This window comes from Bellilinea sp., from assembly GCF_034432615.1.
GTDB lineage: Bacteria > Chloroflexota > Anaerolineae > Anaerolineales > Anaerolineaceae > Bellilinea.
The window spans coordinates 1-13,380 of the sequence record NZ_DAOUBL010000078.1 but is presented as its reverse complement, the minus strand read 5'-3'; the positions used below and the strand labels follow the sequence as shown (position 1 = coordinate 13,380).

The window sequence follows — 13,380 nt, the reverse complement described above, 5'->3', positions numbered from 1 at the left end:
ATCTGCTACAGGCGCTGCTGGAACTGGATGCTGAGGAGGAAATGGACATTTTCCCCACCTATTTGGGTGCGCACGATATTCCCCCGGAATTTCAGGACAACCCGGAGGAGTATGTGGATTTGCTGTGCAGCCGAATGCTGCCTGAGGTGCGCGAGTGGTGGCAGTCGAACGCGCCCGGCCGCCCCTTGCCGTTTGTGGATGTATTCTGTGATACGATGGCTTTCAACGTAGAGCAATCCCGCCGTATTTTGCAAACCGCGCGCGATTTGGGTTTTCCGCTCAAAATTCACGCCGATGAGTTCGACAATCTGGGCGGGGCAGTGCTGGCTGCCGAATTGGGGGCAGTTTCGGCTGATCATCTGGTCAAGACCTCGCCGCAGGATATTGCCGCGCTGGCTGCCAGCGGCACGGTGGCCGTTTCGCTGCCCTGTACACCCTTTGGGCTGGCCGACCCGCACTACACCCCCGCCCGGCAGATTCTGGAGGCGGGCGGTATGCTGGCGCTGGCTACCGACCTGAACCCCGGTACGGCGTGGTGTGAGAGCATGCAGTTTGTGATTGCCCTGGCCTGCCGCTACCTGCGCCTGACCCCGGCGCAGGCGATTGCGGCTGCGACCATCAATGCCGCGGCGGCCATCGGTCAGGCCGAGCGGATTGGCTCGCTGGAAGCCGGAAAACAGGCCGACCTGCTGGTGCTGTCCGTCAGCGATTACCGCCATCTGGGTTATCGTTTTGGGGGTAATCTGGCGGCGCACCTTTTCAAGCGCGGTGAGTTGATTTACTAAACGGAGCAACCCAATGACCCTTGATTTGCAAACCGCCCGCCAGTGGTATCCGCTCAATGATCCGGTGCATGGCTTTGATCACATCGAGCGGGTGTACCGCATGGCCGAACGGCTGGCACAGGCCGAAGGCGCCGACTGGGAGATTGTGCGCGCCGCCGCGCTGCTGCACGATATTGAAGGCAGCCATCCCGGCGAAAATAACCGCGCCGGGCACCATCATCAATCGGCGGACATTGCCGCTGAAATTTTGCGCCGTGAAGGCTGGAAGGAAGAACGGATTGCCGCCGTTCAGCATTGCATCCGCGCCCATCGTTACCGCGATCAAAGCGAGCCGCCCGCCACGCTGGAAGCCAAAATTCTGTTCGATGCCGATAAACTGGATGTGTTGGGGGCAATCGGGATCGTGCGGGTGCTGGGCTATGCCCTGCAGAGCGGTCAACCGGCTTACGCGCCGCCTTCCGCCCGTTTTCTGGCAACCGGCGAGAAAGAACCCGGCGAACCGCACAGCGCCTATCACGAATTTTTATTCAAATTGCGGCATGTCAAAGACCGCTTGTATACCGCCACTGCGCGGCAGATTGCGGCTGCCCGCCACGCTTATTTGCAGGACTACTTTACCAGACTGATAAGTGAAATCAACGGCAATTCCTGATATACTTCCAGAAAGGATAAAAATTTTCAGGATAAAAAGCAATGAACATTCCCAGCGGACCGATTCTGGTAGTTGAAGATAACGCCAATGTGCTGGAATTGATCGAGACCACCCTGCGCTTCAAAGGCTATCCGGTGGTTACCGCCCGCAACGGGCAGGAAGCGCTGGAGCGGATTGCTCAGGAAAAACCGGCGCTGATTATCACCGATATCCTCATGCCGAAAATGGATGGCTACAGTCTGGCGCATGCCCTGCGCAAAGACCCGGCTACCCGCCGTATTCCTTTTATTTTTATCTCGGCTACCTACCTGACGCCGGAAGACAAAGCCTTTGCTTACAGTTTGGGGGCGGCGCACTTCATTGAAAAACCGCTGGACCCCGAGGACTTTTTGCTGACCGTGGCAGAAGTGCTTACCCGCCAGATGGCCACCGGCACGTTGCATAGCCCGATGGACGACGAAGATTTTTATGAAGGCTACCGCGAGCGACTGGAAAGCAAACTGCGCCACAAGCAGACTCAAATCAGCCGTACCGAACGCCTGCTCAGCACCCTGCCGCCAGCCCAAAAGCCGGCCTTTGAGGCGCTGCTGGCGCAGGCAATTGCCGACCGCGATGAAATTCAGACAGAGCTGGATCAGCTGCTGAAAACGCTGGAAGAGTTTAAAGGCCGTCAGCCGCCCTCCAAAAAGTAAATTACCCGGCTTTGGGATAAGCGCAAAACCAGGACCGTAGCAAAATGAACTCCCTCCCACCTCACCCAACATCGCTGAGGTGATGTTGAGGGAGGCGCAGGAGGGGGCCGAAAATACGGAAATGGATGCGAAAAGGATTTAACCCAAACGGACGTTCGTGAGGGAGAACGACCGAGCAGCCTGCACTTGTCGTGAAATGATTTTTTGAGAGAATTCGGTTTTACTCTTTTCTACCCACGTTCGGAAAACGCGGCACCGCCGGCTCGCTGGGTTCTTCCTCTTTGCCCATCACCTTGTCTTCCAGTTTGCTGATCAACTGACGCTGGCGCTGGATGATATTGTAGAGCACATCGCCAATCGAAATCACGCCGATCAGGCGGTCGTTTTCAATCACCGGCAGGTGACGCACCCGGTAGCGGGTCATCAAGTCCATGCACTCTTCTACGGTTTGATCCGGATGAACGGTGTGAACATTGCTGGTCATAATTTCGCGCACTTTGGTATCGCGCGAAGAACGCCCCTGCAAAATGACCTTGCGGGCATAATCCCGCTCGCTGATGATGCCGACCATGCGATCGTTTTCCATGACGATCAACGCACCCACATCCTTTTTCGCCATCGTGCGCAGGGCTTCAAAGACGGTTTCCTCCGGCGCAATCGTCCAGATATCCGTGCCTTTAATTTGAAGAATATGTCGGACGGTGTTCATGCTGCCTCCTTTTTCAATGTCAAAAAGCGGTGATTGCTCTCCAAATCTTATTTTATACCATCCATTCCCCGCATTCAATTCTGTTTACAAGTTTTCATAGAAAATAGATAGAATTTGATAGTTTTTCGTCAAACCGCAACAGGTTACAACCCCTATGGCTTTCTCAAAGTTCCTTGATAATCCTAAACCTTTGCATCGAAACTCGAATTGTGGCGAAACAACCCCCACCGACCTCCCCTAATTTCGCTTTGGCGATATTGGGGGAGGCGCAGGAGAGGGCAAAATCGCTCGATTGGACGAATCCGTGGATTATTCCGAATAGACATCGCTCAGCGCCGGCCGGCTGCTGTTTGAGCGTTTTCGACTTTGATAAAGCCATGGTACAACCCGCGCCCCCGCCGGTTAAAAAAACTGCGCCTGCCGCGTGCGGTAAGCGCAATTCTGTCATTTGCGGAAATTCATCAACCCAGGTGCATCGGCATGATCACATGCACAAAATCATCATCACCAATCGGTTTGATGGTTGCCGGGGTGTTGTTCTGGTTGGTTTCCAGCGCCACCGAGGGAGTTTTGATCACATCCAGCACTTCGCGCAGGAACTTGACATTGAAGGCGATCAGCAGCGGGTTGCCCTCGATATTGGCATCCACCTGAATCTGGCTGGCGCCGGTTTCTTCCGATTGGGCAGAAACTTCGACCACACCCGGCGCATCACTGCCCGGCAGGATGTTCAAACGCACCACATTGTTCCCCTCACGGGCAATGATCTCGGCCTGCTTACAGGCTTTGAGAAAGGCCGGCGTTGAAAGCACGGTGTGCGTTTTGAACGAGCGCGGAATAATGGCGCGATAATCGGGGAAGTTGCCGTCAATCAGCTGAGAAACCAGCTCGGCGTCCTTGACATGGAAAATAACCTGTCCGCGGCCGGGCGGGACGTTCATGGTCAGCATCTGCTCACCATCGGTGGCGATGCGCGCCAGTTCGGTCAGCGCGCGGGCGGGAATGATGACCGAAACTTCCTGGCGGACGGGGTTGCTGAGCAGGCCTTTGCGCACCGAGATGCGGAAACCATCGGTGGCTGCCATGGTAATTTGATCCTCTTTGATGTTGAGCAGCACGCCTTGCAGCACCGGGCGGGCTTCATCGGTGGAAGCGGCAAACACCACCTGCTGAATCATCTCTTTGAAGTCATTGACGTTCAGACTGACCCCCTCGGAAAGGTCCGGCACGGGGATGGGTGGAAATTCCTGCGCATCAATACCTTTGATGTCGGTGTTGCTGCTGCCGCTGCGCACGTTGAGCGTCTGGGTGCGCGGGTCCAGGGTCAACTCAATCCGTTCACCGCTGAGCGTGTTGACTAAATCCTGAAAGGTGCGGGCGGGGACGGTAATGGCGCCGGCATCTTCGATCACCGCCGGTATCCAGCAGGTAATCCCCAATTCGAGATTGGTCGCCGAAAGGCGCAGCCGCCCGTCATCGCTGGCAATCAGGATATTGGCCAGCACCGGCAGAGTGCTGCGCGGCGAAACTGCCTTGGAAACGATGGACAATCCATGCGCCAGATGCTGCTGCTGGACGGATGCTTTCATGGAACACCCTCCTGAGGATTTGGGATACAGAAATTATATCAGAATCCCGCTCACTTCGTGAATCGCAACAGTGGGAAATATCCAATCGGCGGGCGGAAATTTAAATTAACGTGAATTCGGGATAAATTCAAAACCCGCAAGTAAAGCAATTACCCCCTCCCGCCTCCCCCAAAATCGCAGGCGCGATTTTGGGGGAGGCGCAGGTGGGGGTCAAATATCCTCAAAGGAATAGCAAGAGGATTTATCCCGAACTGAGGTTAAATTATTTCTACATCTTGAAACCCCCGCCCGGCATCCTCTATAATCAATCACAGAATATCACCCCGGTTGGAGGCAACATGCCCGGTTATTGCGGAAAAGTCCTTTGGGTCAACCTGAGCGATCGCAGCTGGCAGGAGGAAACGCTGCCGGACGAACTTTACCGCCGCCGGCTGGCCGGTGTTGGATTGGGCGTACACCTGCTGCTGGAACGCATCCCCGCCGGGGCAGACCCGCTGGGTGCGGAAAACATGCTTGGCTTCGTGGCCGGGATTCTGGTCGGCACAGGCGCCATGTTTGCCGGGCGCTGGATGGCGGTTGGCAAGTCGCCGCTGACCGGCGGCTGGGGCGATTCCAACTGCGGCGGCAACTTTGCCCCGGCAATCAAACAGTGCGGTTATGATGGCATTTTCATCTCCGGCATCTCCCGCGAACCGGTCTATCTGCTGATTGACGGCCAGACGGTGCAGTTTCTGCCCGCCGCTGACCTGTGGGGGAAAGATGCGGTTGAGTGTGAGGAAATTTTGGTTGCCCGCCACGGCAAAAAGGCGCGCGCCGCCTGCATCGGCAGCGCCGGCGAAAAACGCTCGCTGATTGCCGGTATCGTCAACGACCGCGGGCGGATTGCCGCCCGTTCCGGTTTGGGGGCGGTGATGGGCAGCAAGAACCTCAAGGCGGTGGTTCTGACGGGATCCCAACCCGTTCGCAGCGCACAACCGGAGGAAATCCGCCGCCTGAGCAAAGCCGTTGCCGCGCTGATGCCCAAAAGCGAACCGCCGCTGCGCTCATGGATGCTGCCGATTGCCGGGATGCTCATGGCGAAAAGCCCCAACATCTTCCGCAAGGATGGGCTGATGACCCTGCCGCCAATGCGGAAATGGGGCACTGCCTCCGGCAACGAGGTGGCGGTCAAAACCGGCGATGCGCCGATGCGCAACTGGCGCGGCACACCGGCGGGCTATCGCAGCGCAGCCATCAGCGCGGATGCGCTGATTCGCAGCGAGCGCAAGAAGTACCACTGCTACGCCTGTCCGCTGGGCTGCGGAGCGATCAACGAAATGGCGGGGGAATACCAGGAAACTCACCGCCCGGAATACGAAACCGTTGCCGCGCTCGGCCCGCTGCTGGGCAATACCGACCTGGATACCATTTTTTACCTGAACGAACGCTTCAACCGCGCCGGTATGGACTCGATCAGTGCCGGGACGGTGCTGGCGTTTGCGGTGCAGTGTTTTGAAGCGGGGCTCATCAACCAGCAGGATACCGGCGGGCTGCGCCTGAGGTGGGGCGATGCTGCAGCCATCCGCACTCTGGCGGATCAAATGATTCGGCGGGAAGGGTTTGGCGATCTGCTGGCGGACGGCGTGCAGCGCGCTGCCGAGCGCATTGGGCGCGGCAGCCAGCAATATGCCATGCACATTGGCGGGCAGGAAATTCCCATGCACGACCCGCGCGCCGATCCCGGCTACGGCGTCCTGTATACCGGGGATGCCACCCCCGCGCGGCACAACACCGGCTCACACCTGACCTACGAACTGCTCAAACCGTGGAGCCGGGTGGAGTGGGCTCCGCCCGTACCTTCCATGTATCCCGCCGCGGACATGTACCGCCCCAGCCGTGAAAACGCGCTCAAAATGGCGGCCTGCGCCATGCTCAAAGCCGTGATTGACGGCGGCGGTTTTTGCACTTTTGGCGCCCATATGGGGGTGGACAACCTTTCCCTGTTTGAATTCCTGAATGCGGCTACCGGCTGGAAACTGACCTCCTCGGAATATCTCGAAATTGGGCGGGAGGTGCAGTCGCTGCGCATGCGTTTCAACTTCAAGCACGGCGTGCATCCGGCTGAATGGCACATCCCGCCGCTGATTTACGGGCAGCCCCCGTTGCGGCGCGGCCCGCTCAAAGGCCGGCAGTTCGACTTGACCGCTCTGCGCCGCGATTTCTGGCAGGCAATGGGCTGGGATGCCGAAAGCGGCGCACCGCCGGAAGAAGGAAATGGCTGAAACCATCCGCGTGCAAATTTCGGCGCCTTTTGAAATTCCCGGCCAGGACTCGGCTGGCTGGGTTCAACTGCCGGCCGGCAGCCGGGTGAGCGACCTGCTGCGGCTGGCAAGACCGCCGCTGGCGCTGCGCCTGCTGCCGGTGGTGGTCAACGGCAAGACAGCCGGCCGCCGTCAGGTGCTGCAGGACGGCGATCGGGTGGTGTTTTTGCTGCCAATGAGCGGGGGTTAGGAATAGATATACTCTTCGGAGTTGTTTACAAGATATGGCGCGTGATTTTCCAGAAGTCTTAACTGAATTTCCCTTTGCATAGGGTAATTGGCAATGATTAGTTCGGTTATTTTCCCGCGCTTCGAACCATTACAATTGATGGCTCGATTGGAATAAACTGTATCTCTGGAAAAAAACGGATAGGAAAATAAATTGGTTGTGATTGGTGTATCGGAATTGGAAAGAGTTACATAAACATTTTTTTTGGTCAATTCAATGCAAACATCGCGTAATCTCTCTTGATCCCGCAAGTTAAAACCATTTGAATAGTAAGAAGTAAAATTGGCGGTTTGGGAGAGCGGCACATATGGTGGGTCAAAGTATACCCAATCGCCGGGACTCGATTTTTGTAAGACGATGTCAAAGGGAGCGCAAATCAATTCAACCCTTTGCAAGGCATGAGAAACGGCTTTCAGGTTTTCCTCATCTAAGTATTTTGGAGACTTGTATTTGCCAAAAGGCACATTGAATTTTCCTTGGCGGTTGACACGGTATAAACCATTATAGCCGGTCTTGTTGAGATAAATCATCCGTGCGGCACGCTCCGGTAAAGTTAGACTCCACGGGTCTTTTGCGCGGAGTTCATAATAAAAACTTTTTTCGTGAGGAAAACAAGACAAGTATTCAATAACCTCATCAACACAATCCCTGATAGCCTTATAGGTGTCTATTAACTCTGCATTGATATCCGATAGAACCGCATGACGAATCTTTTTTTCGCGATAGAGGCGGAAAAAAATTGCACCACTGCCAACAAAAGGTTCGAAGTATGTATTGAAACTAACCGGCATGCGCTGGAGAATGTCGTCAGCCAGTTGTGTCTTTCCACCAGCCCACTTTAGAAACGGCTTGGGTAGTAATAAAGATTCTTTCATCGCTACAATCCGAAATACAAGCGTAACCAATCTTCTAATTCAGTATACCAAATAACTTTACCGGTGGACATTAGGTATCCTTTGATATTCTCTGAAAAGCCCTCGCCGCTAATGACCACAATACCGGGAATCGGCCAAAATGCAATATCTTGAACAGTTGCAAATATTTTTTCTTCAGCCGATCCAGGGGTGCTTTGATACTTGCATTCAATTCCAAGCCGCTTTCCGCTGTTTTTGTCCGTAACAACAACATCTATCGAACGTGCTGCTCCCCAAAGCCTTCTTGCAGCCTTTACTTCTCGTTTTGCTTCCAATCCCAGTGAATTAGCCAAATTGATGACTTGCTCTCTCAATTCGTTACCACTCTTGGGAGCGTTTGCTTTACCGGGCATTTTTATCTCTCCATAATAGAAAAGGGTTGGATAATGAAAGTTCCCACAAAGTTACGAATTGGGGAAACTCCAAAAATTGTATAAAATTAACTGTACTTGAACGAGAATTACAGTTAATTTTATACAAAAAAAGTATCTCGATTAGAATTTTACAGCAAATATTCCTTCAGTTGCCGCGAGCGGCGCGGGTGGCGCAGACGGCGCAGGGCCTTGCCTTCAATCTGGCGGATGCGTTCGCGGGTCAGCCCGAACTTTTGCCCCACTTCCTCCAGCGTGTACTGGTGACCGTTTTCCAACCCGTAGCGCAGGCGCAGGATGCGCGCCTCGCGCGGCGGCAGGGTTTCCAGCACCGCTTCAATCTTCTCGCGCAGCATGTTGGTGTAGGCCGTCTGAATCGGAGAGGGGGTTACCTGATCCTCGACGAACATGCCCAGTTCCGATTCTTCATCATCGTCGTTGATCGGGCTTTCGAGGGAGAGCGGCAGCCACGAAACGCGCATCATCCACTCCACCTTTTCGGAGGGTACACCCAATTCCTCGGCCAGTTCTTCGTTGTTGGGTGCGCGCCCCAGTTTCTGTTCCATTTCGTGGGTGCGGCGGTACAGCTGGCGGATGCGGTCCACCATGTGCACTGGAACGCGGATGGTGCGCCCCTGATCGGCGATCGAACGGCTGATGGTCTGGCGGATCCACCATGTGGCGTAGGTGGAAAAGCGGAAACCGCGTTTGTACTCGAATTTTTCGACGGCTTTCATCAAGCCGAGGTTGCCTTCCTGAATCAGGTCAAGGAACGGCACACCGCGCCCCATGTAGCGTTTGGCGATGCTGACGACCAGGCGGGTGTTGGCTTTGATGAGGTGTTCGCGGGCTTGCAGGCCGTCATTGACCAGCGCTTCCAGTTCGCGGCGGCGGGCGGCCGTGCCGCGCCCGTGCAGTTTTTCCAGTTCGCGCCTGGCCTGGCGGCCGCGCTCGATGCGCTTGGCCAGCTCGACTTCTTCATCGCCGTTCAGCAGCGGCACGCGCGACATCTCTTTCAGGTACAGCCCGATGGTGTCATCGCTGGAAAAGGACTCGCCGGAAAGGCAGGCGCTGTAGTCGCTGTCGCCATCCAGCGAAATTTCATCATCCGTTTGCGAAAGCTCGGCCTCGGGTTCGTAAAACTCAACCCCGCGGCGGCGCAGCACGCTGACGATGGTGTAGTAGCGTTCCACATCCTGACCCACATCCGGATAAACCTCAATCAAATCCTCCGTGGTCAGGTAGCCCTGAATATCGGCTTTTTCCAGCAAGAGACGAATCTTTTCAGTACTTTTTTTGCGTCGGCCCGGATTACTCACGATATCCTCCTGACTTCATAACCCCGCTGATGAAGGTGTCTCAACAAGACACAGTTTTCCCCCTGCGTCGTGAGGAAGTTCACGCGCAGCCTGCCTGCTGCCGGCGGTCGGGTTGCCAGCGCCACCCGCCCGGGCAGTTTTTTCCGACTTGGTAAATAAAGTACAGTACGAAAGGCAAACCTCACAAAATTCAGCAAATCCATGCCTGACCTGAACGGTGGTTAATCCAGTATGACGTGTACATGATGTTCGCAAATGGTTTCGTTCAGGTTGACGCCGCACACCGGGCAAAGGCCTTTACAGTCGGGGCGGCAAATAGGTTTGATGGGCAGTTCCAGCAGAAGATAGTCGCGGGTGAGCGGTGCAAGATTGATGTACCCATCATCGGGAACGACCAGTTCGGTTTCCACATTGCGGCGGAAACGGAACGTAAACAACTCGGTATAATGAGTATGCAAGGGTTGAGCAAATTCTTCCAGACAACGCACACATTCCTGAATCAGAAAACCGGTAAAGTCTGCCTCCACCAGCAACCCCTGTGGGGTGCGGCTGATGTGAGCGCTGCCATTGAACTGGGTGACCTCAAAATCGGCAGATAAAGAAACGATCGGGAAGTCGAATGTAAAATCTCGGTTTGTCCCGATTGGCTGATTGAATAAAAAGCCAATATTAATCCGCAAAGGGTAACGTGGATGGGTCACAGGTCAATAATCGAGGGTATAATACCGGGTTGCTTCATTATAACATATCCTACCGGACTAGTCAAGTTATTAAGATTAATTTAATAAAAATCCAAGTAATTACCATGAAACTATTGATTGCAACCAATAACCCCGGCAAAATGAGAGAGATTCAAGCCATCCTGGGGGATTTGCCGCTGGAACTGGTCACCCCGGCAGGGCTGGGTCTTAACCTCGATGTAGAAGAAAGCGCATCCACCTATGCTGAGAATGCCGCCCTCAAAGCGCACGGTTTTACCGCCGCCAGCGGGCTGATCAGTCTGGCAGATGACTCCGGGCTGGAGGTGGACGCCTTGGGCGGCGAACCGGGTATCCGCTCGGCACGCTATGCCCCCCAGGCCGGCGCAAGCGATGCAGACCGCCGCGCCTACCTGTTGGAGCGGTTGAAGGGCATTCCCCATCCTCCCCACGAACCCGGCTGGCGGGCGCACTTCCACTGCACGGTGGCGATTGCCACCCCTGCCGGAGAACTCTATTTTGCCGAGGGGCGCTGTGACGGCTTCATCATCAACGAAGAACGCGGCAGCAACGGCTTTGGTTACGATCCCCTGTTTTATATACCCGAGTGGAACGCAACCATGGCGGAACTGAGCGAAGAAACCAAGAATCGAATCAGTCACCGGGCGCGCGCCCTGCGCAATGCCCTGCCCATCCTGCGCCAACTGCTGGGGGAGTGAAACCGCTTGGGTGTTCCGAGTACAGGCCAGGACAACCAAGGTTTACGTCATACCGCGCGCAGCCACACTCATCCGTGCTGATGGGAATCACCCCCTCCCTGCCTCCCCCAATATCGCGAAAGCGATATTGGGGGAGGTGGGTGGGGGTCACACATAAGATTGCCACGCTTGCTGCGCTCGCTCAAAAGGACATTAAACCAGCCATGTCCCTCCGAATGCAGCGACACTCACCCCTGCTGGCGAAAATCACCCCCACCCTCGAGGTGCGGTAGGGGGCCCTGTCGGAGAGTGCCTCGCCCGCAAAGTCGTTGGAATGGCGTATCCCCAACTCACGGAACATTAACGAATCCAATACTCCGCCAAGTTTTAAGTAAACCTCAGCCATGCAGCCCCGGCGGACATGCTATAATTTTCTCGCACCAGCCCACCCCTTCACTACGAGAGAACCCGCATGTCTTTCGTTCATCTTCATGTTCACACGCAATACTCGCTGCTGGACGGCTTCTCGCACATCAAGAAGCTGATTGAGCGCGTTAAGCAGATGAACATGCCGGCGGTGGCCATCACCGATCACGGCAGCATGTACGGGGTGATCGAATTCTTCAACGCTGCCAAAGCCGCGGGGGTAAAGCCGATCATCGGCATGGAGGCCTACCTTGCCCCGCGCGGAATGCGCGACCGCGACCCCAAACTGGATAAATCCGCCAGTCACCTGTTGCTGCTGGCGGAAAATGAAACCGGCTACCAAAACCTGCTGAAAATTGCCAGCGCCGCCCAGCTGGAAGGTTTTTACTACTACCCGCGCATTGACCACGAATTTCTGGCAAAACATGCCGAAGGGCTGATTGCCACCTCTGGCTGTATGGCTGCCGAAATTCCCCAATTGATTCTGGAAAAGGGCATTGAGGAAGCCCGCAAACGGGTGGACTGGTACTACGAGGTCTTTGGCAAGGATAACTTTTTCTTTGAACTGCAGCGCCATCAGATTCCCGAACTGGAAGAGATCAACCGTGCCTTGAAGGAACTGGCGCCGCGCTATCCGGCGCGTTTTGTTGCCACCAACGATGTGCATTACATTGAAGCGGAAGACGCCCGCTATCAGGACATTCTGCTGGCGATTCAAACCGGCTCACTGCTCAGCGATAAAAACCGCTTCCGCATGACCGATAACACCTACTACCTGCGCCCGCCGCAGGAAATGGCGGAAATTTTCAAGGAAGTGCCGGAAGCGCTGCACAATACCTTGCTGATTGCCGAGCGGGTCAATGTAGACCTTTCCAGCAAGGGCTACCATCTGCCGGTCTTTGAGGTGCCGCCCGGCTGCACGGTGGAAACCTACCTGCGCAGCCTGTGCGAGGAAGGCTTACAGCGCCGGTACAGTGCTTCTCCGCTCATCGCTCAGGCGCGCGAACGGCTGGAATACGAACTGGCCGTCATCCACCAGATGGGTTTCGATGCCTACTTCCTCATCGTGTGGGATTTGTGCCGCCATGCCCGCGAAAAAGGCATCTGGTACAATGCGCGCGGTTCGGCAGCCGGCTCGATTGTGGCTTACACACTGGAAATCACCAATGTGGAACCAATTGCGCACGGGTTGATTTTTGAGCGTTTTCTCAACCCCGGGCGTATTTCCATGCCGGATATTGACCTTGACTTTCAGGACGATCAGCGCGCTCAGATGATGGAATACTGCGCCCGCAAGTACGGGGATGACCGGGTGGCGCAAATCATCACCTTTGGCACGCTGGGGGCGCGCGCCGCTGTGCGCGATGTGGGCAGAGTGATGGACATCCCCCTCACCGAAGTTGACCGCGTCAGCAAGTTGATTCCCAACATTCCCGGCAAGCCGGTTACCATCGCCGAGGCGCTCGAACAGGTGCCGGAACTGAAAGCGCTCTACGAGAGCACCCCCTACCTGAAAGACCTGATTGACACTGCTGCCCACATGGAGGGTTCCATCCGCAGCGCCGGCACGCACGCTGCCGGGGTGATCATCACCGACAAGCCCATCATTGAGTACATCCCATTGCACCGCCCGACCAGCGGCTCGGAAGAATCCCCCATCAAGACGGTTACCCAGTTTGAAATGTCCATTGTCGAGTCGCTGGGGCTGCTCAAGGTGGACTTTTTGGGTCTGGCAACCCTGACCATCATGCAGCGCGCTTGCGACCTGATCGAAAAACGTCACGGCGTAAGGTACACGCTGGAGAACATCCCGATTGACGACCCCTTCACCTTCGAGTTTCTCAGCAAAGGGCATACCGCCGGCGTCTTTCAACTGGAAGGCACGGGCATGACCCGTTACCTGACTCAAATGAAGCCGCGCAATGTGGACAATGTGATTGCCATGGTGGCGCTTTACCGCCCCGGCCCGCTGGAATTCATCCCGCGCTATATTGCCCG

Annotated in this window: 13 protein-coding genes; 7 read left to right on the top strand and 6 right to left on the bottom strand. The window is 55.6% G+C overall.

Annotation, left to right across the window (positions count from 1 at the left end):
• The 3 genes from VAE48_RS03735 to VAE48_RS03725 form a co-directional block, all read left to right on the top strand.
• Positions 1 to 785 (top strand): amidohydrolase family protein (locus VAE48_RS03735; protein WP_322791977.1); only part of this gene is annotated, 785 nt, incomplete at its 5' end.
• Positions 786 to 798: 13 nt separating this feature from the next.
• Positions 799 to 1,437 (top strand): HD domain-containing protein, encoded by a 639-nt coding sequence (locus tag VAE48_RS03730; RefSeq protein WP_322791976.1) that lies wholly within the window; start codon positions 799 to 801, stop codon positions 1,435 to 1,437.
• 41 nt (positions 1,438 to 1,478) lie between these two features.
• Positions 1,479 to 2,129 (top strand): response regulator, encoded by a 651-nt coding sequence (locus VAE48_RS03725; protein WP_322791975.1) that lies wholly within the window; start codon positions 1,479 to 1,481, stop codon positions 2,127 to 2,129.
• A 220-nt stretch (positions 2,130 to 2,349) separates the two neighbouring features.
• Here VAE48_RS03725 and VAE48_RS03720 read toward each other — a convergent pair whose 3' ends face one another.
• Both VAE48_RS03720 and dnaN read right to left on the bottom strand, forming a co-directional pair.
• Positions 2,350 to 2,838, bottom strand: a complete 489-nt coding sequence (locus VAE48_RS03720) for a CBS domain-containing protein (RefSeq protein ID WP_322791974.1) — start codon at positions 2,836 to 2,838, stop codon at positions 2,350 to 2,352.
• 461 nt (positions 2,839 to 3,299) lie between these two features.
• Entirely contained in the window at positions 3,300 to 4,427 is a 1,128-nt protein-coding gene (gene dnaN / locus VAE48_RS03715; protein WP_322791973.1) for a DNA polymerase III subunit beta, read from the bottom strand.
• A 338-nt stretch (positions 4,428 to 4,765) separates the two neighbouring features.
• Here dnaN and VAE48_RS03710 point away from each other — a divergent pair, with 338 nt between their 5' ends.
• Both VAE48_RS03710 and VAE48_RS03705 read left to right on the top strand, forming a co-directional pair.
• Positions 4,766 to 6,688 carry an aldehyde ferredoxin oxidoreductase family protein gene (locus VAE48_RS03710; protein ID WP_322791972.1) on the top strand — a complete coding sequence of 641 codons (1,923 nt, stop codon included), beginning with the start codon at positions 4,766 to 4,768 and terminating at the stop codon, positions 6,686 to 6,688.
• Positions 6,681 to 6,917 carry a MoaD/ThiS family protein gene (locus VAE48_RS03705; RefSeq protein WP_322791971.1) on the top strand — a complete coding sequence of 79 codons (237 nt, stop codon included), beginning with the start codon at positions 6,681 to 6,683 and terminating at the stop codon, positions 6,915 to 6,917. Before VAE48_RS03710 ends, VAE48_RS03705 begins: the two co-directional genes overlap by 8 nt.
• On the opposite strand, the gene VAE48_RS03700 is transcribed toward VAE48_RS03705, so the two are convergent.
• The 4 genes from VAE48_RS03700 to VAE48_RS03685 form a co-directional block, all read right to left on the bottom strand.
• Entirely contained in the window at positions 6,914 to 7,831 is a 918-nt protein-coding gene (locus VAE48_RS03700; protein ID WP_322791970.1) for a DNA adenine methylase, read from the bottom strand. The two genes, VAE48_RS03705 and VAE48_RS03700, sit on opposite strands and share 4 nt — an antisense overlap.
• A 2-nt stretch (positions 7,832 to 7,833) precedes the next feature.
• Entirely contained in the window at positions 7,834 to 8,223 is a 390-nt protein-coding gene (locus tag VAE48_RS03695) for a PD-(D/E)XK nuclease superfamily protein (protein WP_322791969.1), read from the bottom strand.
• Between the two features lie 149 nt (positions 8,224 to 8,372).
• Positions 8,373 to 9,560, bottom strand: a complete 1,188-nt coding sequence (locus tag VAE48_RS03690) for a sigma-70 family RNA polymerase sigma factor (protein ID WP_322791968.1) — start codon at positions 9,558 to 9,560, stop codon at positions 8,373 to 8,375.
• Between the two features lie 221 nt (positions 9,561 to 9,781).
• Positions 9,782 to 10,261: a DUF177 domain-containing protein gene (locus VAE48_RS03685; RefSeq protein WP_322791967.1), complete on the bottom strand. Its 480-nt coding sequence runs from the start codon at positions 10,259 to 10,261 to the stop codon at positions 9,782 to 9,784.
• A 104-nt stretch (positions 10,262 to 10,365) separates the two neighbouring features.
• On the opposite strand from VAE48_RS03685, the gene rdgB reads away from it, so the two are divergent.
• Both rdgB and VAE48_RS03675 read left to right on the top strand, forming a co-directional pair.
• Positions 10,366 to 10,977 (top strand): RdgB/HAM1 family non-canonical purine NTP pyrophosphatase, encoded by a 612-nt coding sequence (rdgB, locus tag VAE48_RS03680; RefSeq protein ID WP_322791966.1) that lies wholly within the window; start codon positions 10,366 to 10,368, stop codon positions 10,975 to 10,977.
• Positions 10,978 to 11,428: 451 nt separating this feature from the next.
• Positions 11,429 to 13,380 (top strand): DNA polymerase III subunit alpha (locus tag VAE48_RS03675; RefSeq protein ID WP_322791965.1); only part of this gene is annotated, 1,952 nt, incomplete at its 3' end.

Excerpts from the sequence above, each read along its gene's own strand:
- dnaN (WP_322791973.1), bottom strand. The coding sequence starts at position 4,427 with ATGAAAGCATCCGTCCAGCAGCAGCATCTGGCGCATGGATTGTCCATC.
- VAE48_RS03725 (WP_322791975.1), top strand. The coding sequence starts at position 1,479 with ATGAACATTCCCAGCGGACCGATTCTGGTAGTTGAAGATAACGCCAAT.
- VAE48_RS03730 (WP_322791976.1), top strand. The coding sequence starts at position 799 with ATGACCCTTGATTTGCAAACCGCCCGCCAGTGGTATCCGCTCAATGAT.
- VAE48_RS03705 (WP_322791971.1), top strand. The coding sequence starts at position 6,681 with ATGGCTGAAACCATCCGCGTGCAAATTTCGGCGCCTTTTGAAATTCCC.
- VAE48_RS03695 (WP_322791969.1), bottom strand. The coding sequence starts at position 8,223 with ATGCCCGGTAAAGCAAACGCTCCCAAGAGTGGTAACGAATTGAGAGAG.
- rdgB (WP_322791966.1), top strand. The coding sequence starts at position 10,366 with ATGAAACTATTGATTGCAACCAATAACCCCGGCAAAATGAGAGAGATT.
- VAE48_RS03700 (WP_322791970.1), bottom strand. The coding sequence starts at position 7,831 with ATGAAAGAATCTTTATTACTACCCAAGCCGTTTCTAAAGTGGGCTGGT.
- VAE48_RS03710 (WP_322791972.1), top strand. The coding sequence starts at position 4,766 with ATGCCCGGTTATTGCGGAAAAGTCCTTTGGGTCAACCTGAGCGATCGC.
- VAE48_RS03720 (WP_322791974.1), bottom strand. The coding sequence starts at position 2,838 with ATGAACACCGTCCGACATATTCTTCAAATTAAAGGCACGGATATCTGG.